This is a genomic window from Nocardia miyunensis NBRC 108239, assembly GCF_001613065.1.
GTDB lineage: Bacteria > Actinomycetota > Actinomycetes > Mycobacteriales > Mycobacteriaceae > Nocardia > Nocardia miyunensis.
Window position 1 is genome coordinate 125,389 of record NZ_BDBQ01000044.1, and the last position, 22,465, is coordinate 147,853.

Here is a 22,465-nt window from a genome sequence, read left to right on the forward strand (position 1 = left end):
CGACGTTTCAGCCGACCTCGTCGGCGAGTTCCATCCAGCGTTCCTCGGTCGATTCCTTATCCGCCTGAACCTGTTTCAGCTCCACGCCGAGGGTGACGAGTTTGTCGGGGTCGGTGGCGGCCTCGGCGAGGGCGTCGTGCAGGCGCTGTTCGCGTTCGGTGAGTTTTTCCAGAGCTCGTTCCAGGCGGGCGAATTCCTTGCGGGCGGCGCGGTAGGCGGCCGAATCCGTTGCGGGAGCAGGGGAATTCGATGATCCGCCGGTGGCGCTCTGCGCGGGGGCGGGCCGGCCGGGCGCGGCGAGTGCGGCGCGACGGCGGAGGTATTCCTCGATGCCGCCGGGCAGGTTGGTCAGCTTGCCGTCGCCGAACAGCGCCCAGGTCGAATCGCAGATGCGCTCGATCAGGTAGCGGTCGTGGCTGATCACCACCAGGGTGCCCGGCCAGCCGTCGAGCAGATCCTCGAGCTGCTGCAGGGTGTCGATGTCCAGGTCGTTGGTCGGCTCGTCGAGCAGCAGGACGTTCGGCTCGCCCATCAGGATGCGGGTCAGCTGCAGACGCCGGCGCTCGCCGCCGGACAGATCGCCGACCGGGGTGCGCTGCTTGGCCGGGGTGAAACCCAGTCGCTCGGCCAGCTGCCCCGCGCTGACCTCCTTGTCGCCCAGCATGATTCGTTCGGCGACATCGGATACCGCCTCCAGCACACGCATATTCGTCGGCAGATCGTCGAGTTCCTGACGCAGCCAGCCGATTCGGATGGTCTGGCCCTGGATCCGTCGGCCGGTCGCCGGTTCGGCGTCCCCGGCCAGCGCGCGCAGCAGCGTGGTCTTGCCCGAACCGTTCACCCCGACCAGGCCGACCCGCTCACCCGGTGTGAGCCGCCAGGTCAGATCGTGCACCAGTTCGCGGCCGTCGGGCGTGGTCAAACTCGCGTCCTCGAGTTCGATCACCACGCGGCCCAACCGCTTTCGCGCGAAGGCGGCCAGCTGCACGGTGTCGCGCGGCGCGGGAACGTCGGCGATCAGCGCCTCGGCGGCCTCGACCCGATAGCGCGGTTTCGAGGTGCGCGCCTGCGGCCCGCGACGCAGCCAGGCCAGTTCCTTGCGCGCCAGGTTGCGGCGGCGCGCCTCGGTGGCGTCGGCCTGCCGGACGCGCTCGGCGCGGGCGAAGATCCAGTCGTTGTAGCCGCCCTCGTAGCTTTCCACCTTGCCGCCCACCACTTCCCACGTGCGGGTGGCGACGGTGTCCAGGAACCAGCGATCGTGCGTGACCACCACCAGGGCGCTGCGCCGAGCCAGCAGATGTTCGGCCAGCCACTGCACACCCTCGACGTCGAGGTGGTTGGTGGGCTCGTCCAGCACCAGCAGATCCAGCTCGCGCACCAGGGCCGCGGCCAGCGCCACACGACGACGCTCACCGCCGGACAGGTTGGTGACCGAGGCGTCCATGCCGAGCCCGGCGATGCCGATCCCCTCGATGACGTTGCGGATGCGCGGATCGGCGGCCCATTCGTGTTCCGCCACAACGGGATTGCCGCCGACCGCATCGTCGGCGAGTCCGGCGAGCACGACCTCGCCGACGGTGGCGTCCTCGGGCAGGCTGCCGCGCTGGGTGACCACCGCCATCCGCAGCCCGTTCATCCGGCTCACCCGGCCGCTGTCGGGCTCCTCGATCCCGGTCATCACCTCGAGCAACGTGGTCTTACCGCCGCCGTTGAGACCGACGACACCGATCCGCTCACCCTCCTGCACACCGAGCGAGACCTGATCCAGCAGCGGTTTGATCCCGAAACTCTTGCCGACCTGTTCCAAGTTGACCAGGTTCACCATGGGCTCGTCCGCCTCTCCGTATTCAGGCCAAACAGTGTGAGTGGCGTGTCATCGATATCGAATCGCCTGCCGCGGTGGCAGCCCGTCCCCGGGGCGCTCGGCAAGCTCCTCATGATCTCACGCCGCCGCTCACGCCCCGGATCTCCCCCCGGAGCGGACCCGCCGGACCGATGTGGTTCGGCGGGTGGGACGCCGGGGAGGGTCCGCGGGAACAGGAAATACGAAAGTGGCCCGGAAGCATTGCCTCCGAGCCACTTTCGCTAGTAGCGGGAACAGGATTTGAACCTGCGACCTCTGGGTTATGAGCCCAGCGAGCTACCGAGCTGCTCCATCCCGCGTCGTATCTCAAACCCTACACGAGCCTGCCCCGGAATGCCGAATCGCGCCTGGACCAGCACTTTCTCGGTTCATTCCGCCGACCTCCCGGGAACAGTCGCCGAACCGGAAGTCACCACACCCGCTCACGGCCGAATATCTGTCCGGGACGACACCGCAACCGACTCCGCGCACCGCGCACACGCTGGGCAAGGGCGAACGCACGCCTCGGCGACGGCGCTCAGTGCTCGCCGATGACGCGGGCACCGGGAACCGGCCCGCTGGCGGTGCGCACGCTGCGGCAGACTCCGGCTCCGGAGAGTTCGGCGGCCACCTCGATGGCGGCCTCCTCGCTCTCGCACAGGAAGGCGCAGGTGGGGCCCGAGCCGGAGACCAGCCCGGCCAGGGCTCCCGCGCCGGTGCCCGCGCGCAGGGTGCGGCGCAGATCCGGTTTCAGGGACAGGGCGGGAGCCTGCAGATCGTTGCCGAGCAGCGGGGCCAGCTGAGCCGGATCGCCGGAGGCCAGGGCCTGGAGCAACTCCTGCGGTTCGGCCAGGCGGGGCGGATCGCCCTGTTCGCGCAGGCGATCCAGCTCGCGGAACACCGTCGGCGTGGACAGGCCGTCGCGCGACAGTGCCAGCACCCAGTGAAATGTGCTGCGCGACAACACCGGAAGCAGCTTCTCCCCGCGTCCGCGGCCCAGCGCGGTGCCGCCGTACAGCGCGAACGGGACGTCGCTGCCCAGTTCGGCGGCCAGCGTCGCCAATTCGTCCCGGGTGAGGCCGACGTCCCAGAGCTCGTTCAATCCGACCAGCGCCGCGGCCGCGTCGGCGCTGCCGCCCGCCATACCGCCCGCCACCGGAATGCCCTTGCGGATCGCGATCTCCACCAGCGGCGCACGCCCGGCACGATGGGCCAGTCGCACCGCGGCCTGCCACACCAGATTCATCCGGTCGGTCGGCACCTGCTCGGCGCCCTCTCCGCTCACCCGCACCGACAGCGACGCGGCCGGGGTGATCTCGATATCGTCACTCAGCGACAGCGCCTGGAAGACGGTCGTCAGTTCGTGATACCCGTCGGCACGCAGGTCACCCACCCCGAGGTGCAGGTTCACCTTCGAGGGCGCCCGCACGACCACGGGACTGGGTACAACAGAAAGCACGAGCCCCAAGCGTAATGGGCGAGACCGACATGTGCGGTCACAGCGGTCGCCAACGCGCCGACGCGCCGGTCACACGGCCCGAACCACTTGCACGCAATACCCGTAGGGGGTACCTTCGGGGACGTCCGGGGATACCCCCTCACCGTATAATTCCGAAGGAGTCGAGATCATGGCGAGCAGCACCTACACCGTCACCGGGATGACCTGTGGCCACTGCGTGGCATCCGTGCGGAAGGAGATCGGCCTGATCGACGGCGTCACCGGTGTCGAGGTGGATCTCGCCAGCGGACGGGTCCAGGTGGAGTCGGCGAATCCGGTCGACCAGGCCGCCGTGGCCGCCGCCGTCGACGAGGCCGGATACCAGCTCGCGAGCTGACCGTACGATCCGCCGCGTGCGATGCGATGAGTGACGCAGCACGCGGTGAGAGAACCATCACGAAGGAGAGCGCGACCATGAGCGAGGGACGGCGATGACCGCACCGGTGTCCGAGCGGTCGATCGAACTGGAGATCGGCGGGATGACGTGTGCCTCCTGCGCGGCCCGGATCGAGAAGAAGCTCAACCGGATCGAGGGCGTCACCGCCTCGGTGAACTACGCCACCGAGAAGGCGACGGTCAGTTTCCCGGACTCGGTGAGTCCGGCGCAGCTCATCGAGCGGGTGGTGGACACCGGGTATACCGCCCAGGTGCACGCGCCGGTCGATAGCGCCGCGCCACAAGAGGATTCGCCGCTCTCCCCCGCCGCGGAGCTGCGCAACCGGCTGCTGCTCACCATCGCACTGGCGATTCCGATCATCGCGCTGGCGATGGTTCCGGCGTGGCAGTTCCGCAACTGGCAGTGGCTCTCGCTGGCTCTGGCCGTGCCGGTGGTGTTCTGGGGCGGCGCGGGATTCCACCGCGCGGCATGGACGAACGCCCGGCACGGCGCGGCCACCATGGATACGCTGATCTCCCTGGGCACCCTGGCCGCCTTCGGCTGGTCGGTCTACGCGCTGTTCTTCGGCGTGGCCGGAATGCCCGGAATGCGGCACGGTTTCAGCCTCGCGGTCGAGCGCGGTGACGCGGGCTCGAACATCTACTTCGAGGTGGCCGCCGGGGTCATCGTATTCCTCTTGGCCGGAAGGTATTTCGAGACGCGCGCCAAGGAGCGCGCCGGATCCGCGCTGCGGGCGCTGCTGGAGATGGGCGCCAAGGAGGTGTCCGTCCTGCGCCGGGCCGAGGCGGGCGGATCCGGTTCCGAAATCCGTATCCCGGTGAGCGAACTGCGTTCGGGCGAGGTGTTCCTGGTCCGGCCCGGCGAGAAGGTCGCCACCGACGGCGTTGTGGTGGAAGGCAATTCGGCCATCGATATGAGCATGCTCACCGGTGAGTCGGTGCCGGTGGAGGTCGCCCCGGGCGATCGGGTGGTCGGTGCGACGGTGAACGCGGGCGGCATGCTGACCGTGCGCGCGACCCGCGTCGGCGCGGACACCCAGCTGGCGCAGATGGCCGCGCTGGTCGAACAGGCACAGACCGGTAAGGCTCCCGTGCAGCGGCTCGCCGATCGCGTCGCCGGGATCTTCGTGCCGATCGTGCTCGTGATCGCCGCGGCCACGCTGGTCGTCTGGCTGGTCACCGGCGCATCGGTGGCCGTGGCATTCGGGGCCGCGGTCGCGGTGCTGATCATCGCGTGCCCCTGCGCACTCGGACTGGCCACGCCCACCGCGCTGCTGGTCGGCACGGGCCGGGGCGCGCAGTTGGGCGTGCTGATCAAGGGGCCGCAGGTGCTGGAGTCGACCCGGCGGATCGACACCGTGGTGCTGGACAAGACCGGCACCGTCACCACCGGGACGATGACGCTCGCCGAGGTGATCCCGGCCGAGGAAGTCGATCCCGGCGAGCTGCTCACGGTGGCCGCCTCGGTCGAGCACGGCTCCGAACATCCCGTGGCGCGGGCGGTCGTGACCGGCGCCGCCGGCCGTGGGCTGAGCCCGGATCCGGTGCGGCAGTTCGTCGGTCACGGCGGTAAGGGTGTGCAGGGCGTGGTCGGTGAGCGGGCGGTGGTGATCGGCCGCACCGAACTGCTGGACGACTGGTCGATCACCCTGCCCGAGCCGCTCGCCGACGCCAAGACCGCGGCCGAGTCGGCCGGGCGCACCGCGATCGTGGTCGCCTGGGACGGCGTGGCCCGCGGCGTGCTGGTGATCGCCGACGCGATCAAACCGGCCAGCGCCGACGCCGTCGCCGATATGCGCGCCCTCGGCCTGACTCCGGTCCTGCTGACCGGCGACAATGCCGCCGCCGCGCGAACGGTCGCCGATCGGGTGGGCATCGAGGAGGTCATCGCCGAGGTCCTGCCCAGCGACAAACTGGATGTGGTGAAGCGGCTACAGGACAGCGGCAAGGTGGTGGCGATGGTCGGCGACGGCGTCAACGACGCGGCCGCCCTGGCCCAGGCCGATCTGGGCCTGGCCATGGGCACCGGCACCGACGTCGCGATCGAGGCGGGCGACATCACCCTGGTACGCGGCGACCTGCGCACCGTCGGCACCGCGATCCGCCTGTCCCGCACCACCCTGCGCACCATCAAGGGGAACCTGTTCTGGGCCTTCGGCTACAACGTCGCCGCCATCCCCCTGGCCGCCGCCGGGCTGCTCAATCCGATGCTCGCGGGCGCGGCCATGGCGTTGTCCAGCGTCTTCGTCGTCAGCAACAGCCTGCGACTGCGCTCGTTCCGCTGACCCGACGTCCTCACGTTCGCATCAGCCATTCGGCGAAACCTGCGTGGCGCCAGCACATTCCACTGCCGACATGACGGATGTCGCGACTTCGGCCAGGCTCATACGTGCGTTGCGGCGTCCGGCTTCACACGCGTGCGGCATGGTCGACGCAGCCTCTGCCGGTAGCTGAGCCGGCGTGAATCGGCCGAGCTGTCAGCTCTGGTCTGCGGGAGGACGAGGGCAGCGGCATCGAAAGTCCCACCGCGAGGCGGCAGGGGGTACCCCAGCAATCAGATACTGCCCGGCCTCGGCGAGCGATCTGGCGCCGAACCGTCAGCCCTGATCGGCAAGCCGGACGAAGGCAGCGGTGTCGAGGGTTTCGCCTCGGGCGGTGGGGGCGATGCCCGCGGCGATCAGGCGCTTCTCGGCCTCGGCGGGCGAGCCCGCCCAAGAGCCGAGTGCGGCGCGTAATGTCTTGCGGCGCTGGGCGAACGCGGCGTCGACCACCTCGAAGACCCGGGTGCGGTGTGCCGTGTCGAGAGGCCACGGCGGTTGTGCGAAACGATCGATCCGGACCAGTCCGGACTCGACCTGCGGAACCGGCCAGAACACTTGCCGCCCAACCGATCCCGCCCGGCGGACGGCGCCGAAGAAACCGGCTTTCACGCTCGGCACGCCGTAGGTCCGGGAACCCGGTTCGGCCGCGAGGCGGTCGGCGACCTCGGCCTGAACCATCACCAGAGCCGTTGTGATACCGGGCAATTCGGCCAGCAGATGCAGCAGTACGGGCACCGCGACGTTGTACGGCAGATTCGCGACCAGCGCGGTCGGCCGCGCGGGCAGATCCTGTGCGCTCACCCGCAACGCATCGGCTCGCACCACCGAGAGCCGATCGGCCAGTTCCGGCGCCCGATCGGCGATGGTCCGCGGAAGATGTTGCGCCAGAACCGGATCGATCTCCACCGCGACCACCCGGTCCACCACGTCCAGCAGCGCCAACGTCAGCGAACCCAGCCCCGGCCCGACCTCGAGCACCACGTCCTCGCGCCCTACCCCCGCGGCCGCGACGATCCGCCGCACGGTATTCGCATCGTGCACGAAGTTCTGCCCGAGCTGTTTGGTCGGCCGCACCCCGAACCGCTCCGCCAGCACCCGCACCTCGGCCGGACCCAGCAATGCGGCCTGACCACGGGCGACGACCTCTGATTCGGACACGCCCGACAACCTACCAACCCAGCACCCGCACTCCCCGCACCCGGCCCACCGCATACGGGTCCAGACCTGCCCGGGCGTCGACCGGCCGCGAACAGCCGAACCACCGATCACGCCACATCCGCCGACCGACCCACATCCGCCGCGCACAGGCATCGACCGCGGATGATCGCCGCCCGACCCGTACAGGCCATCAGTGGCTGAGGCGGCGGCGGGCGAACGGCACGGGCAACGGCCACATACTCGTACCGCGAACCGTGCCCATCGCTCGAACTCGCGCCGCAGGCGAGGTCTCGCCAGCCGACCGAACTACCCGCGAATCGGTTACGGCCGGGTGGGTGTGGACTTGATACGGGCGGCGAAATCGCTTATGGCGGACCACATCTGAGGACTCAGTTCGCAGTGGCTGCCGTGGCCGACGACCGTGTGGAAGTCGACGTCGGCGGCGACGAACTGGGCGATGAGGGCGGCGTGCAGCGGGGAGGGGACCGTGGTGTCGGCGGCGTTGGTGAGCAGGAGGATCGGGGCGTCGTAGCCGCTGGTGGGGACGGCCATGTAGGAGGTGAGGGCGGTGGAGAAGGTATCGGTCGTCAGTTGCCGGGAGAGCAGGTCGCCGACCGTCGCACCGGCGGCGCGGCGCATGATCGCGCCCAGGCACAGATCCCCGATGCCGTCGACGAGGTCGCGGCCGCGCGGGGTCAGATAGCTGTCGACGTCGACCCGCGGATGCGTCTCCCGCAGCCCGGTCAGGATCATGGCGATGAACGCGGTCGTGGCGGTGTCGGTCAGCCCGCGGATGTCCGGAACCCACGGACCGGCCGCGGGCAGCAGCGCCTCGAGATCGGATTCCGGATCGACGGTGATGGTGCCGCGAAAATCCAGATCGGGCGCATAGCCGTGCTGTAGATGCGCGGTGCCCAATGCCGCCTGCCCGCCCTGCGATCCGCCGATGACGGCCCAGGTGCGGGACAGCGCCGGATGCGTCGCGCGGGCCGCGCGAACCAGGTCGATGGTTGCGGTCGCCTCGGTGTTCAGCTCGAGATACGGGTGCGGTCCGGTGTGAAACCGCCCGAGCCCCAGGTAATCCGGTGCGACAACCGCGAATCCCTTTGCCAGGAAGTACTTCACGATCTGGTTGTCCACCCGCTGGCCCGGCGCGGTGGTCTGGCCACCGCAGCCCGCACCCAGCCCGGAGGTGCCGTGGTCGTAGGCCATGATCGGCCACCCGCCGACCGGCGCCCGACCGGACGGAACGAACAGTGCGCCACTGGCTCGTCGCGGCGCGCCGTCCGATCCGGTCATCCAGTAGTCGACGATCGAACCGCCCGGAACCCCGCGCCAGCTCGCGGCCTGCGGGACGACGTCGATCACGTTCCCCGGCACGGCGGCGTCCGCGGGCGCGGCCACCGTCCACACCGCGCTCACCGCGACCGCACCCGCGACGACCATCCGCGCCCAGCCACCCCGCCACCGCATCCGAACCCCTCATCGTCTCCCGGACAAAGTCCGGGCGATCGTATCGATCGCTCTCGAGAGCCCATTGTGAAGTCTCGACCGCATCCCGAGCCCATTCGACACGACAGTCGCGGAAACATCCCCATCGCGACACGATCGACGCACGAAGCACGCCCGCCTCGACCGAGCGAACGAAAGCCGTCCACCACAATCACGCGAGATGCGCATTTCCTCACCGCGCACCGAGCCCTCGGGTGGGAAGTTCGCGACTGAGCGAAACGAGGCCGTCAACCACGTGAGTTGCGTTCTCGCCCAGCCCCGCACGGAATGAGCCTTCGAGCGAGGAGTCGCGAACACGCCGGAGCGAAACAGCGGCAGATATTGCCACATTCTGATACGCGTTCTAGTTTTTGACTGATCGCATCGAAGCAGTCGAGAGGTTGGCACGCAATGCAGCGCAGACATGAGGGACGCCGGATTCTCGTCACGGGCGCGGGTTCGGGCATCGGGCGGGGCGTCGCGCTGCGACTGCTCGCCGAGGGGGCCGAGCTGGTGGCCGCCGATATCGTCGAGACCGGCCTGAAGGAGACCGCCGAGGCCGCGGCGGACGCCGATCGCGATCGGCTGCACACCGTCCGCATCGACGTCGCCGATCCCGGATCGGTCCGCGCGGGCTGCGCATCGGCCCTGGACACCCTCGGCGGGATCGACGTGCTGGTGAACGCCGCGGGCATCATGCGCAGCGCGCACACTCACGAAATGCCGTTCGAGGAGTGGAATCAGGTCATCGGCGTGAACCTCACCGGCACCTTCCTGATGTGCCAGGCGGTGCTGCCGCGCCTGATCGAGTCCGACCACCCGGTGATCGTGAACTTCTCCTCCACCGCGGCCTTCGGCTCGAATCCGTACATGGCCGCCTATTCCGCCTCCAAGGGCGGGGTGAACGCGCTGACCCACTCGCTGGCCCTCGAATACGTCAAACACGGTCTGCGCGCGGTCAACATCGTCCCCGGCGGCATCAACACCGGCATCACCTCGGGCCTGCAACTCCCCGCCGACGCCGATTGGAAACTGATGGCCCGCCTCACCGGCTGGCTCAACAATGGCGCTCTCGGCGACCCGAAGGACATCGCGGGCGTCGTCGCGATGGTCGCCTCCGAAGAGGGCCGCTACATCACCGGCAGCGAGATCCGCGTGGACGGCGGAGCGCTGATGTGACTACCCGGCCCCGCCCGCCCCGATGCCGAGCCTGCTGGTGCAGGTCGGCCAGGCTCCCCAGCCCTGGCGAGCGCGGGTCTTCTCGGCGATGGCGATCTGCTCGTTGCGGGTCGCCAGGTCGGGGCGGGGGGCGTATTTGAGGCCGCCCTGGCGCGCCCAGGTGTTCTGGTCGAACTGGACACCGCCGAAGTAGCCGTTGCCGGTGTTGATCGCCCAGTTACCACCGGATTCGCATTTGGCCAGCGCGTCCCAGATGGCGCCGTTGCGGACCGGCGGAACCTCGGTGCCGGGCTTGGCGCCCTTGCGGATGGTCTTGGGCTGCGACGGGACGACCACCGTGCTGGAGACCTGACTCTTCCCCGTGACGATGCCGTTCACGATGGACACCGCGTACGTCACGTCCTGGACACCGGCCTTGCCGGGATTCTCGACGGTGCTGCGGTCCATGTTCATGGTCACATCCTGGACGTCCTTCTCCGTCGGCGGCAGCGGCACGCGTTCCACCCGGTTCACGGTCCGCTTGCGGGTGACGGTGATGCTCATCCCGTCGGTCAGCGGAGTGCTCGCGTCCGGTTGCACCGAATCCTGATCGATCAGCGGCATCCCCTGCACCTTCAGCAACTGACCGACCGTCGGCGCGGCGAGGCGAACGTACTTCGCCCTGCGGCCGTTGTCGCCCAGCAGCACGGTGTGCGGGCTGGTGACCGAGAGCGTCCCGCCGGTCAGCGGCAGCGACGTCGGGCGGGACGGGGAGACGAATACGTCATCGGGAATCTTCAGCTGGGACAACGCCGCGGACACCGTATTGCCGGTGGTCCACACCGTCTGCGGCGTGCCGTCGACGACCATGGCCACCTGACGTCCGCGATCGAAGGTGATGGTTGCCCCGTTCGCGACCGTGGAACCGGCGGACGGGATCACCGCATCGTGGCCGTCGATCCGGTAGCCGGCGGATTTCAGCACACCGCGAACGCTGCCCGCCATGGTCGTCAACGTGGTCGCGTGGCCGTCGACGACGAGGGTGATCGACTTCTTGTCGATGATGGCCAGAGCCGCACCCAGGATCAACGTCATCAGCAGCGCCGCGATCGCCGTGTAGAGCATCGGCGATCGTGACGAGTTGATCCGCGCTAATGCGGACATCCGAAACTCCGGCATGGTCACAATACGATAACGAGCAGGTCAAGGCCCGACAACCACAAGTGGCGGAACAGGCGACTTCCAGATCACGAAGCAATATCGACAACGCGGGGGTGTAACAGGTGTCGCAATAGTAGTGACAAGGGACACAATCACGCATCTCGAGGCGTGTCGGTGTGACACATCCCACTGATCGTGCTGTACCGGTCAGTGCCCGATGCGGTAGACGCGTTCGGCGTTGGCGCTGGTCTGCCGGGCGAGTTCGACCGGATCCTGTCCACGCGTCTCCGCGAGTGAGCGCACGGTGTAGGGCAGGCAGTACGGCTCGTTCGGAGCGCCACGGAACGGGTGCGGGGTCAGGAACGGGGCATCGGTCTCGACCAGGATCTGCTCATCGGGCACGAGCTTGGCGGCCTCGCGCAGATCGTGTGCGTTCTTGAAGCTGACCGTGCCGGAGAAGGACAGCACATACCCCTCCTCCACGCAGGCCAGGGCCATATTCGCGTCCGAGGAGAAGCAGTGGAAGATCACCGTCTCGGGCGCGCCCTCGTCCAGCAGCACCGCGAGCAGGTCGTGATCGGCCTCGCGATTGTGGATCATGAGCGGTTTGCCGAGCCGCTTGGCCAGGTCGATATGCCAGCGGAAACCCTCGACCTGCTCCTCGATCCCGGCGCAGCCGTCGAGCTTGCCGGGCCAGTAGTAGTCCAGTCCGGTCTCCCCGACCGCGACCACCCGAGGGTCCTTCGCCAGCGTCTCGAGTTCCCGCATGGCCGCCTCGTCCAGTGCGTTCGCGCGGGTGGGGTGCAGGGCGACCGCGGCGTACACGCGCGGATCCCAGTGCGCGGCACGCACCGCGAATCCGGCCGCGTCGAGATCGTCGGCGATGGTGACGACCCGTCCGACGCCGACCGCGGCGGCCCGATCCACCATGGCGGCAACCGATTCCGCATCGGTCGCGCCGCAGGCGTCGAGGTGGGTATGCGCATCCATCAACGGGGACAGCGGCTCCGGCGGTTCGGGAGCGGGGCGTTTACCTGGCATCAGGACCTCGGGGTCGTTTCGGGGCCGCATAGTGACCTCCGCACGGGCACCACCGGCGCACGAGGGGATATTCGCGCGAGCGGTGCAGGGCACGCGCATTAGAGTAGAGCCACCATGAGCGCATCCTCACGCCCCGCCTTCTACATCACCACGGCCATCGCCTACCCGAACGGCGCGCCGCACATCGGGCACGCCTACGAGTACATCTCCACCGATGCCCTGGCCCGGTTCAAGCGCCTCGACGGGTACGAGGTGTTCTTCATGACCGGCACCGACGAGCACGGCCAGAAGGTGCAGCAGGCCGCGCGCGCGGCGGACGTGCCGGTGCAGGAGTACGCCTCGCGCAACTCGGACGTGTTCGAGCGCATGGACAAGGCGCTGGACATCTCCTTCGACCGGTTCATCCGCACCACCGACGAGGACCACCACGCCGCGTCCGTCGCGATCTGGGAGCGGATGCAGGCCCGTGGCGACATCTACCTGGACACCTACGCGGGCTGGTACTCCGTGCGCGACGAGGCGTTCTACACCGACGAGGAGACCACGGTCCTCGAGGACGGCACGAGGGTCTCGACCGACACCCGCACCCCGGTGGAGTGGACCGAGGAGTCGAACTACTTCTTCCGGCTGTCCAACTACCAGGACCAGCTGCTCGACCTGTACGAGACGCGGCCGGAATTCATCGCGCCCGCGACGCGGCGCAACGAGATCGTCAGCTACGTCAAGGCCGGGCTGAAGGATCTGTCCATCTCCCGCACCACGTTCGACTGGGGCGTTCCGGTGCCGGGCGATCCGGCGCACGTGATGTACGTGTGGGTGGACGCGCTCACCAACTACCTCACCGGCGCCGGGTTCCCGAACACCGATTCCGCTGCGTTCCAACGGTTCTGGCCCGCCGACGTGCACATCATCGGCAAGGACATCACCCGGTTCCACACGGTGTACTGGCCCGCGTTCCTGCTGTCCGCCGGGATCGAACTGCCGAAACGCGTTTTCGTGCACGGGTTCCTGTACAACAAGGGCGAGAAGATGTCCAAGTCGGTCGGCAATGTGGTCGACCCGCTGGCCTTGGTCGAGAGCTACGGACTGGACGCGGTGCGCTTCTTCCTGCTGCGCGAGATCTCCTACGGGCAGGACGGGTCCTACAGCCACGAGGCGATCGTCGGCCGGATCAATTCCGATCTGGCCAACGAATACGGCAACCTCGCCCAGCGCAGCCTGAAAATGGTTGCCCGCGACTGCAATTCGGTGGTGCCGACACCCGGTGAATTCACCGCCGACGATCGCGAACTGCTCGACCGCGCGAACGGCCTGCTCGAGCGCTGCCGCGCCGAATTCGACCAGCAGCAGATACATCTCGCGCTCGAGGCGATCTGGCTGACCCTGGGCGAGACGAACCGCTACTTCTCCGCCCAGCAGCCCTGGGCCCTGGCCAAATCGGGCACCCCCGAGGATCTGGCCCGCGAGGCGACGGTCCTGTACGTCACCCTCGAGGTGCTGCGCATCGTCTCGATCCTGGTCCAGCCGGTCATCCCGGGTTCGGCGGGCAAGATCCTGGACCTGCTCGCCCAGACCGGCCGCAACTTCGCCGATATCGCCACCCCGATCGAGCCGGGCCTGCCCCTGCCCGCCCCGGAACCGGTCTTCCCGAAGTACGTGGAGCCGAAAGACTGAGTTTCACGTCGGGACTGCGTCCGCCGACCCGTACCCGTTGCTCCCCAGGATCGAGACCGAAGAACCCGCCCGGCGTGAACGAGCACAACGCCGCGCGAGCCTGCAGGATCACACCTCCATGTAGCCTTCATTCATGGAGGACGACCGTGGGGTACTCAAAGCCAAGGGGACAGTTTGGCGTTGGAACGACAAGCGGGCAACGGGGGTTATCGAGACAACGGCAGGCGATCACGTCTGGTTCGGCCTCGACTCCCTGGGTGACCGAAATTTCGGCAACGTCGCGGTCGGCGATTCGGTCGAAGTGGAATACGAAGTTGCCGAACAGGACTCGCATAACCTGAGAGCAATTCAGGTCACGTGGCTTTGAAGCTACCGACGTGATTCTCACTCAGGCGCTGAAGTCGATGGCAGTCTCGACGTTCGAAGGCGTTGGGCCGGTATCGGTGAGAACCTTGAAGTCACAGCGACTTCGCAGGTGATATGTCACACCGCGTTGAATCTGCGCACTCGAATGCAGCAGGTAGTCGGACGGAATGTCCGCATGATTGTCGGAGTATCCCCGCAGGCCGTTGATCAGAGTCCAGCAGCTCATCGGGTTCAGTACGATAGCTTGCGCTGTCGGGTCCGCTAGATTTCAAGTTCGCTTGCCGGGGTCCGGCGACGTCATTTGTGCGGTCGGCAAGCCCAGATGAGCACGGCCAGTGGCAGACCGACCGCGGTCAGCCAGCCCAGGGCGGCCCAGCTCATCCGGACCACCCAGGTTGCACATCCGCCCATCGGCTGAAAGATAAACGCGGACAGACTGTTTCGACTCCGACCACGCCCATAACGGAGTTCAGCGTGAGCACGTCGAGGTGGTCCGAAACCGAGGCGATGACGATATCGACGTCAGCTTGGCGCACCTGATCAACCAGCGGTAACACCGAATTCCCCGACGCCCAGACCACCGCATATCCCAGATGCCGCGCCAAACGCCGAACCTGGGCCCGCTCCCACTCGTATGCCTCACTGTCCTGGTCGACCACACCGAGCGCCATAGGTGTCTGCCTCACCGTCCCCTGCCTCCCCGTCGCTGGATGACACCTACCGACCGGGATGATGATTGCGAGATCCGCACGGCGGCAGGGCCGACACAGACGCTAAGGGAGTGATGGCGAGCCGCCTGTCCCGCTGGGACAGGAGATTCGGTCGGTGGTTACCGTGGCGCCAAACCCATGCGATGCGCCAGCCCGCGCAGTTCACGGCCGGTGTGATCGTGGGCGGCCGTAGGCAGTAGACCGGTCACGGTCTCGCGAACCAACGGATTGTTGCGCACATACTGCGGCGCGAGTTGCTCTGCGGTGACTAGAGATTCAACGCTTCGGCCACGAGTTTCGCGGTCGGTTGCCAATGCCCGGCCGAGGTCGGCATGAAAAGTTGCCTGCCAGGACAGGAGCGGAATCGCCGCAGCGCGAACATCATTGGCGAGTTCGGCCACCTTCGCCCCGTCACCCAGCTCTGTGGCCAGCGAGACCCGCCACAGCCCTACGTTGTCCGGCCCGAAGTACAGACCGGCGAAATTTTCGTGCCGCTCGGGGAGCCGCTGGGCCAGCTCGCCAGCTGCTGCGATGTGATCGTGGGTGCGTGGTACATCCCGTTGGACCGCGCACGCCAGCGCCGCGATGAAATGCAGTGTGCCAGCGACCTGTACCGCATTGGGCCCAGGGACACCGGCCAGCTGATCGGCGGCCCGTACAGCCAGTTCGTATTGTCGCTGCCTGGCTCCTGGTCCGCCCATGATGCCGCGCAGATATGCCGCGTACCCTAGCCATTCGGGTTCATCCAGCACCTGCGCACAGTCGTGTGCCTGCCGTACGGCCATCATCGGCAACCCGCGGACACCGAGATTCTTGCAGACCGATGCAGCAGCCCGGTAAACGTGGATCAGCGCAACCAGCGCATCGTGACGACGCCGGGATTCACGCACATAGCAGGCGTGTAGTTCGCTGAGAAGGCCCGGCAGCACATAACCCATCGCGGCATAGTCGGCGTTCTCCCGCAACGCCATGTTGAGGTTGGAAACCTCAGCGGCCAGCTCGGGCCACGGCCGCACGGCGCCACCGGGGTCCTCACCGAGATCGTAAGTCTCCAATGCTGTCTCGACTCCGGCGATTGCCGCATGAGCCTCACCGGAGAGCGGGTCGGCCGGGGCGAAAGGCTGACCGGTTATCTCCTGCGGGGCCACTCGCAGTGCAGAAGCGAGAGCCTCGAGCAGTCGCCGGCTGTCCACGTATTTGTCGCCACGCTCGAGCTTGCCGAGGTAGCCGTACGAGATTCCGGAAAGTCCAGCGGCAGCCTCCAAGCTCAGCCCCCGCCAAGCCCGGATCTCTCGCAACCTACGACCGACGTCGTTCGGCCGACTCTCGCTCATAAGTCAAGGCTACGGACATGCTCATGGGGCGTAAAGGCGGTACCAGGCGCTACGTCATGCCGACAACGCACTCGACACACGTCCGATCTCACTACGCGCTAGGCAATTACGCACGGCCTCGTGCTCAGGATGTCCGGGGCCCCGTATTCGAAGTGTCAGCCGAGACCCGTTCTGAGACAGGATTCTTCGTGATTCTGGGCCGAGACTCCTTTGCCCGACGCACATCCCGCGAAACCAGCACGGTGCGATTGGGGGGCTCATCGTGTCCATGGTCCGCCCCGGCCACCGCGCACGAAGCCGATATCAGTCGGACCGTGCGGTGAGTACCGCGTCGTAGAGTTCGCGCCGGGATGTGCCATTGGCGGCGGCGACCTCGGCGCAGGCGTCCTTGAGGCGGAGTCCTTTGGCGACAAGGGATTCGACTCGGTCGACGAGGTCCGCGGGTTCGGCCGAAACCGGTTGCGCGCCTTCGAGAACGACGGTGATCTCGCCGCGCGCCCCCTCGACGGCCCAGTCGGCGAGTTCGGCGAGGGAGCCGCGGACGACCTCCTCGTAGGTCTTGGTCAGCTCGCGGCAGACCGCGGCGCGGCGCGACGGGCCGAGCACTTCGACGGCGTCGGCGAGGCAGGCGGCCAGGCGGTGCGGGGCCTCGAAGAAGACCACGGCGCGGGGCTCGGCGGCGAGGGTGCTCAGCCACTGTTTGCGCTGACCGCTCTTGCGGGGGGCGAAGCCGTCGAAACAGAAGCGTTCCATCGGCAGCCCGGACAGGGCCAGTGCGGTCGTCACCGCGGACGGCCCGGGCAGGCACGTCACCGGCAGATCCCGCTCGACGCAGGCCGCGACCATCCGATAGCCGGGATCGCTCACCGACGGCATGCCCGCGTCGGTGACCAGCAGGACCGTTCGGCCCCCGGCGATCTCGTCCAGCAGGACCGGGATGCGGGCGGCCTCGACGTGGTCGTAGAAGCTGACCACGCGACCGGTGATCTCCACGCCGAGCGCCTTGGCCAGGGCACGGGTCCGGCGGGTGTCCTCGGCGGCGACGACATCCGCCGAGGCGAGCGCGTCCCGCAGACGCTGTGAGGCATCGCCGATCTCACCCATCGGCGTCGCCGCCAGCATCAACCGCCCGGTGCCCACACTGGTATCCACATCGTCACCATAGGCCCGACCCCACTTAGACTCGTCTTCGTGACCCAGCTGACGGACGTGCGACCGCCGCTCGGCGCGGGCCCCTCGAGTCCGGCGCCGCGGCGCCCCTCCCCCGATTTCGGCCCCATCGATCGCGCGCGCGGCTGGGTCGTCACCGCATTCCTGACCGCGATCGCCGCGATCACCCGGTTCACGATGCTGAACTATCCGACCGATGCGGGCACACCCGTGTTCGACGAGAAGCATTACGCCCCGCAGGCCTGGCAGATGGTCACCGGCGGCGGCATCGAGGACAATCCGGGTTTCGGCCTGGTGGTGCATCCGCCGGTCGGTAAGCAGATGATCGGGCTGGGCGAGGCGCTGTTCGGTTATTCGCCGGTCGGCTGGCGCTTCGCCGCGGCGCTGTTCGGTTCGGTGATCGTGCTGCTGGTCATCCGCATCACCCGCCGGATGACGCGCTCCACCCTGCTCGGCGCGATCGCCGGAATCCTGTTGATCTGCGACGGCGTGACGTTCGTGTCCTCGCGCATCGGCATGCTGGACATCTTCCAGGCCGGATTCGTCCTGGCGGCGTTCGGCTGCCTGATCGTCGACCGCGACGTGGTGCGGGAACGTCTGGCGCGCGCCGACGCCGAGGGGCGGATCGCGTTGAGCCAGTGGGGTCCTCGGCTGGGTGTGCGGTGGTGGCGGTTCGGCGCCGGCCTGCTGCTGGGCATGTCGACCGGGGTGAAGTGGTCGGGCCTGTACTACATCGTCGCGTTCGGGCTGCTGTCGGTGTTCTTCGACGTGGCCGCCCGGCGCGCGTACGGGGTGGTGCGGCCGTGGGTCGGCACCATCGTGCGCGATGTCGTCCCGGCGCTGTACGCCCTGGTCGCGATCGCGCTGCTGGTCTATCTGGGCACCTGGGGCATGTGGTTCGCCGGCGAGGACGGTTACGACCGCTATTCGGTCGGCAACGCCATCGGCACGGGCGGAACCTGGTCCTGGATACCCGACGCGCTGCGATCGCTCTGGCACAATCAGGGCGAATCGCTGAAATTCCATGAGGGACTGACCAATTCGGCCGGTAACCATCATCCGTGGGAGTCCAAGCCGTGGTCGTGGCCGATGGGTCTGCGGCCGATGCTGTACTACTACGCCGACAACGGCGTCACCGGCTGCGGCCAGGCGGTGTGCGTGAAGGCGGTCATGCTGATCGGCACCCCGGCGATGTGGTGGCTGTCGCTGCCGATGCTGGTCTGGGGCATCTGGCGCACGGTGACCCGTTTCGACTGGCGTTACGCCGCGATGCTGGTCGGCTACCTGGCGGGCCTGCTGCCCTGGTTCATGGACCTGGACCGCCAGATGTACTTCTTCTACGCCGTCCCGATGGCCCCGTTCCTGGTGATGGGCCTGGCCATCGCCCTCGGCGACATCCTCGGCCCCGCACCCTTCGCCCGCGCCCCCAACGGCCACCGCTTCCTGCTCACCAGCGAACGCCAGAGCCTGGGCTTGCTCCTGGTCAGCCTCTACGTGGCCATCGTCATAGCGAACTACGCCTGGCTCTGGCCCATCATGACCGCCCTGCCCATCACCGTGGACAGCTGGCACAACCACCTCCTGCTACCCAGCTGGCGTTAGCCCGCGAGGTCGAGCCGGCGGACCGGGCCGGTCACCGCGAATCGCCGTCCAGGCTCGACGCCGGAACCGTCTCGACGCCGGGAGCGTCGGTTCGGGTCAGATCGAAGATGACCGTGCGCAATTCGCTGATGATCTCGTCGGTCTCGGCGACCAGCGGCTCCAGCGTCGATCGCATGCCGGGATGGCGGCTCATCGCCGAGGCGAGCAGGAGCCCGAGCCCGAACACTCGATTGAGCGTGCGGTCGTGCAGGTCCGCGGCCATCCGGGTCTGCTCGTCGTACCGGGTCAGCGCCTTCTCGGTGACCACCCGGTCATCCATGCTCGCGAGGATGCTGGCGCGCATGTGGTTGGCCGCATCGGCGATCGCGGCGATCTCGACCGGCCCGTTCCGCTCGATCTCGAGCGCGTAGTTCCCTTCCGACACTGCCTGCAGTTGTCCGACCAGGCGCGTGACCGGCCTGTTCACCAGTCGCGGCAGCACCGTGAAGGCCGTCACCACCATCACCAGCAGGAGCGCGATCGAAACGTAGGTCGCGGCCTTGGCGACCTGCTGCGCGGCGGACACCCGGTGCAGTTCACGCGCGGCCATATCGTCGGTCACCGCCTGAAGCCGGGCGGCCTCGTCGCGAACGGTGTCGAACAGGCCTTTGCCGAGCAGCGCCAAGGATTCGACCTGGTCCTCGGGCACCGCACCGGCCGCTCGAGCGGCAATTTCGGGTTGGGCCGCCGTCGTCTCCCAGGCATTCGCGGCAGTCGACACGGCGTCGAGCGCTGCCGTGGCCCGGACGTCGCCGTCGAGAACCTGCCGCAGCCGGGTCTGCATCTGCGCGGCGTCGGCGCGCCCCTGGGTGTAGGGCTGGAGAAACACCGGGTCACCGGTCAGCAGGAAACCGCGCTGCCCCGTCTCCTGATTAACATAGGCTCGCAACAGCGCCGAGGCGGACCGCTGTGCCACGAAAACGCGATTGTTCAGATCAGCAACCGCCCGACCGGCGACCATGCTGTTCACCACCGCCGACGCGGCAGATATCCCGAACAGCACCACGAGCGTCACGATGATCACCGAAAATACTCGTCGTATCGACATCCGAGCCAACAGGACCGATCACCGCCGATCGCAGCAGAAGCAACGCGACACCCGGAACGCACCGAGGTCGATTCTCGCCCTCGATTCTCCGACGAGCCGGATTGCAGAGCAACAGGCCGCCCCGGCAGAGCCGGACTACTCGGCCAGAGCCGCGCGAACGTAACGCAGGGCGGCCTCGTCGTCCAGGCCCAGTCGCCGAATGACCGCGACGTAGTCGGTGGCGGCCCGGCCCGCGGCGTCCTGGGTGGGGTCGCCGGAGGAGGCGATGAAGGAACCGAGCCGACCCCGGGTTTCCAGGACGCCGTCCTGTTCCAGCTCGCGGTAGGCGCGGGCGACGGTGTTGGGGGCCAGGCCCAGCTGGACGGCGAGGGCTCGGACGGTCGGGATCTTGGTTCCGGCGGTCAGTTCGCCCGAGCGGACCCGGGCGACGATGCCCTGGCGCAGCTGTTCGTAGGGTGGGACCGCCGAATGGTGGTCGACCGGGATATCCATCGGCGCCTCTACATTTCGTCCCTGGTCAGCGGGCAGGACAGACAGCGTGGCCCGCCGCGGCCGGAACCCAGTTCGGAACCCGGAATCGTGAGCACTTCGACCCCCGCGTCGGCCAGTCTGGCATTCGTATTCTCGTTGCGTTCGTAGGCCACGACCACCCCCGGGGCGAGAGCCAGCGTGTTGTTGCCGTCGTCCCACTGTTCGCGCTCGGCGGTGATGCCGTCGAGCCCGGTGTCGATGACGCGCAGTTTGCCGATTCCCATCGCCTCCGCCGCGGCCGGGAGGAACGGCTCGGGCCCGCGCATATCCACCGAACCGTCGTCGCGAACGGCGATCGTGAAGGCGCACAACGAATCCCGCACCGCCGGGTACATCACCACCGCATCGGAGTCCACCATCGTGCACACGGTGTCCAGATGCATGGTGGCGCGGTTCTGCACGATCGGAACCACCAGCACGGTGTGCGCGAGACTGTCCTCGAACAGGCTGCGCGCCAACGCTTCCGCGCCCGCCGGAGAGGTGCGCTCCCCGACGCCGATGGCCACCACGCCCGGGGCGAGCAGCAGCACGTCACCGCCCTCCATCGGCGCGATATGCGATTCGTACGCCCGGCGCACGCCCAGGAACCGCGGATGGAAGGCGTAGATCAGATCGGTGAGCGAGGTCTCCCGGGCACGGGCGGGCAGCGCGAGCGAGGTGATGGCGACCTTGCGCCCGACCCAGAACGAGGAGTCCCGGGTGAACAGCAGATTCGGCAGCGGGTCGATGACGAAGTCGGTGCCGTGGTGCATGCGCCGCACCAGCGAGGCGGCGTCGGGCTCGAACGGCAATTCGTCGAATGTCATTCCCGCCATGAGGATTCGGGCCAGTTCCGGTGCGGGCACCCCGCGCAGATGGGCTTTGAGCTCCTCGGCGAGAGTGAATCCGATGCGTCGCGCGTCCACCGCGGCGGTGATGCCCATGCTGCGGCCCGCGCCGCTGACGGCCAGGGTGTCGGTCAGCAGATCAGACAGCAGCAGGACCTCGACCCCGCGGCCGCGCAGCACATCGACGAAGATGTCGTGCTCCTGCTGAGCCCGCTCCACCCACGGAATGGCATCGAACAGCAACTGGTCGTTGTTGCGCGGGGTGAGTCGCCGCAGTTCGTCACCGGGCCGATGCAGCAGTACCGAACGCAGCGTCCCGACCTCGGATGTCACGGAAAACGGTCGCCCCTCCGGCACACCATCGGTTTCCATGATTCGACCGTAGTAGCCCACAGCCCCGATGGCACGGAATTCGCTGTCCGTGCGCGAGAGACCACCCTCACGATTCCGGGCCGAACACCGCGTACCTCGAGTATTGTTGAGGTATGCAGCACACCACCTGGCAGGCGAAGGAGCTCACTCCCGGACAACTGTCCGACCGTAGTGGAGTCGCGGTGTCTGCGCTGCATTTCTACGAACGCGAGGGCCTGATCAGCAGCCGCCGCACGAGTGGCAATCAGCGCCGCTATCCGCGGGAGACTTTGCGGCGAGTCGCGTTCATCCGCATCTCACAGCGAGTCGGCATACCGCTCAGCGAGATTCGCGAGGCCCTGCACACCCTACCGGAGAGCCGCACCCCCAATCGCAAGGATTGGGAACGACTGTCCACGATCTGGCGGCAGGATCTCGATCAACGCATCGAACAGCTGATCCGCCTGCGGGACAGCGTCAGCAGCTGCATCGGCTGCGGCTGCCTGTCCCTGGCCAGCTGCCGCATCGTCAACTTCCACGACCGCCTCGGCGACGAGGGCCCGGGCGCGCGCGTCCTGGACGTCAACCTGAACAACGACCAGTGCGGCCCGTCCTGCGAAGAGCAAGCCGAACCCTGCGCCGAGCAAGCCGGAGCCTGACCGATTCAGCGGACGCCCGAAAGAACTACGCCAGCCCTCACATCTGGTTCCAACACCCCGGACAACATCGACCTGTTCGCGGCCCGT

The 22,465-nt window shown here is 67.8% G+C and carries 20 protein-coding genes and 1 tRNA gene; 7 read left to right on the top strand and 14 right to left on the bottom strand.

The genetic code is table 11. The features are described 5' to 3' along the window. Positions 1–7: 7 nt before the first annotated feature. The 3 genes from NM2_RS19185 to NM2_RS19195 form a co-directional block, all read right to left on the bottom strand. A complete protein-coding gene (locus tag NM2_RS19185; protein ID WP_067670470.1) occupies positions 8–1,825 on the bottom strand; it encodes an ABC-F family ATP-binding cassette domain-containing protein in 1,818 nt (605 codons plus the stop codon). A 264-nt stretch (positions 1,826–2,089) separates the two neighbouring features. Further along, positions 2,090–2,163, bottom strand: a tRNA-Met gene (locus NM2_RS19190). A 218-nt stretch (positions 2,164–2,381) separates the two neighbouring features. Next, positions 2,382–3,302, bottom strand: coding sequence for a 4-(cytidine 5'-diphospho)-2-C-methyl-D-erythritol kinase (locus tag NM2_RS19195; RefSeq protein WP_067670472.1), 921 nt, complete (start codon positions 3,300–3,302; stop codon positions 2,382–2,384). A gap of 169 nt (positions 3,303–3,471) precedes the next feature. On the opposite strand from NM2_RS19195, the gene NM2_RS19200 reads away from it, so the two are divergent. Beyond that, positions 3,472–3,678 carry a heavy-metal-associated domain-containing protein gene (locus NM2_RS19200; RefSeq protein ID WP_067670474.1) on the top strand — a complete coding sequence of 69 codons (207 nt, stop codon included), beginning with the start codon at positions 3,472–3,474 and terminating at the stop codon, positions 3,676–3,678. Between the two features lie 94 nt (positions 3,679–3,772). Next, on the top strand, positions 3,773–6,022 hold the full coding sequence (locus NM2_RS19205; protein WP_067670476.1) for a heavy metal translocating P-type ATPase: 2,250 nt from the start codon (positions 3,773–3,775) through the stop codon (positions 6,020–6,022). A 312-nt stretch (positions 6,023–6,334) separates the two neighbouring features. Here the strand turns inward: NM2_RS19205 and rsmA are convergent, their stop codons facing one another. Together rsmA and NM2_RS19215 are read right to left on the bottom strand one after the other, a co-directional pair. After that, complete coding sequence (gene rsmA, locus NM2_RS19210; protein ID WP_067670478.1) at positions 6,335–7,216, bottom strand: 16S rRNA (adenine(1518)-N(6)/adenine(1519)-N(6))-dimethyltransferase RsmA; 882 nt, start codon at positions 7,214–7,216, stop codon at positions 6,335–6,337. A gap of 321 nt (positions 7,217–7,537) precedes the next feature. Then, entirely contained in the window at positions 7,538–8,689 is a 1,152-nt protein-coding gene (locus tag NM2_RS19215) for a lipase family protein (protein WP_067670480.1), read from the bottom strand. Positions 8,690–9,118: 429 nt separating this feature from the next. Between NM2_RS19215 and NM2_RS19220 the strand changes: the two genes are divergently transcribed. After that, positions 9,119–9,886, top strand: coding sequence for an SDR family NAD(P)-dependent oxidoreductase (locus NM2_RS19220; RefSeq protein ID WP_067670483.1), 768 nt, complete (start codon positions 9,119–9,121; stop codon positions 9,884–9,886). On the opposite strand, the gene NM2_RS19225 is transcribed toward NM2_RS19220, so the two are convergent. Together NM2_RS19225 and NM2_RS19230 are read right to left on the bottom strand one after the other, a co-directional pair. Next, positions 9,887–11,029, bottom strand: coding sequence for a resuscitation-promoting factor (locus NM2_RS19225; protein ID WP_067670485.1), 1,143 nt, complete (start codon positions 11,027–11,029; stop codon positions 9,887–9,889). Between the two features lie 204 nt (positions 11,030–11,233). Next, entirely contained in the window at positions 11,234–12,067 is an 834-nt protein-coding gene (locus NM2_RS19230; RefSeq protein WP_067670565.1) for a TatD family hydrolase, read from the bottom strand. Positions 12,068–12,181: 114 nt separating this feature from the next. On the opposite strand from NM2_RS19230, the gene metG reads away from it, so the two are divergent. After that, complete coding sequence (metG, locus tag NM2_RS19235; RefSeq protein WP_067670487.1) at positions 12,182–13,741, top strand: methionine--tRNA ligase; 1,560 nt, start codon at positions 12,182–12,184, stop codon at positions 13,739–13,741. 133 nt (positions 13,742–13,874) lie between these two features. Then, positions 13,875–14,108 (top strand): hypothetical protein, encoded by a 234-nt coding sequence (locus NM2_RS19240; protein ID WP_067670489.1) that lies wholly within the window; start codon positions 13,875–13,877, stop codon positions 14,106–14,108. A gap of 21 nt (positions 14,109–14,129) precedes the next feature. Here NM2_RS19240 and NM2_RS19245 read toward each other — a convergent pair whose 3' ends face one another. The 4 genes from NM2_RS19245 to rsmI form a co-directional block, all read right to left on the bottom strand. Further along, on the bottom strand, positions 14,130–14,333 hold the full coding sequence (locus NM2_RS19245; protein WP_067670491.1) for a hypothetical protein: 204 nt from the start codon (positions 14,331–14,333) through the stop codon (positions 14,130–14,132). A gap of 151 nt (positions 14,334–14,484) precedes the next feature. Continuing rightward, entirely contained in the window at positions 14,485–14,793 is a 309-nt protein-coding gene (locus tag NM2_RS19250; RefSeq protein WP_245718112.1) for a hypothetical protein, read from the bottom strand. Between the two features lie 143 nt (positions 14,794–14,936). Then, complete coding sequence (locus tag NM2_RS19255; RefSeq protein ID WP_067670495.1) at positions 14,937–16,151, bottom strand: helix-turn-helix domain-containing protein; 1,215 nt, start codon at positions 16,149–16,151, stop codon at positions 14,937–14,939. Positions 16,152–16,454: 303 nt separating this feature from the next. After that, positions 16,455–17,273 carry a 16S rRNA (cytidine(1402)-2'-O)-methyltransferase gene (gene rsmI / locus NM2_RS19260; RefSeq protein WP_067670567.1) on the bottom strand — a complete coding sequence of 273 codons (819 nt, stop codon included), beginning with the start codon at positions 17,271–17,273 and terminating at the stop codon, positions 16,455–16,457. A 69-nt stretch (positions 17,274–17,342) separates the two neighbouring features. Between rsmI and NM2_RS19265 the strand changes: the two genes are divergently transcribed. After that, positions 17,343–18,923, top strand: coding sequence for a dolichyl-phosphate-mannose--protein mannosyltransferase (locus NM2_RS19265; protein ID WP_067670497.1), 1,581 nt, complete (start codon positions 17,343–17,345; stop codon positions 18,921–18,923). A gap of 31 nt (positions 18,924–18,954) precedes the next feature. On the opposite strand, the gene NM2_RS19270 is transcribed toward NM2_RS19265, so the two are convergent. The 3 genes from NM2_RS19270 to NM2_RS19280 form a co-directional block, all read right to left on the bottom strand. Next, positions 18,955–19,986, bottom strand: a complete 1,032-nt coding sequence (locus NM2_RS19270; RefSeq protein ID WP_067670499.1) for a CHASE3 domain-containing protein — start codon at positions 19,984–19,986, stop codon at positions 18,955–18,957. Between the two features lie 159 nt (positions 19,987–20,145). Beyond that, on the bottom strand, positions 20,146–20,502 hold the full coding sequence (locus NM2_RS19275; protein WP_040827954.1) for a GntR family transcriptional regulator: 357 nt from the start codon (positions 20,500–20,502) through the stop codon (positions 20,146–20,148). 8 nt (positions 20,503–20,510) lie between these two features. Then, positions 20,511–21,740, bottom strand: a complete 1,230-nt coding sequence (locus NM2_RS19280) for an arginine deiminase (RefSeq protein ID WP_067670569.1) — start codon at positions 21,738–21,740, stop codon at positions 20,511–20,513. A 113-nt stretch (positions 21,741–21,853) separates the two neighbouring features. On the opposite strand from NM2_RS19280, the gene soxR reads away from it, so the two are divergent. Next, positions 21,854–22,378 carry a redox-sensitive transcriptional activator SoxR gene (gene soxR / locus NM2_RS19285; RefSeq protein ID WP_067670501.1) on the top strand — a complete coding sequence of 175 codons (525 nt, stop codon included), beginning with the start codon at positions 21,854–21,856 and terminating at the stop codon, positions 22,376–22,378. Positions 22,379–22,465: the final 87 nt, after the last annotated feature.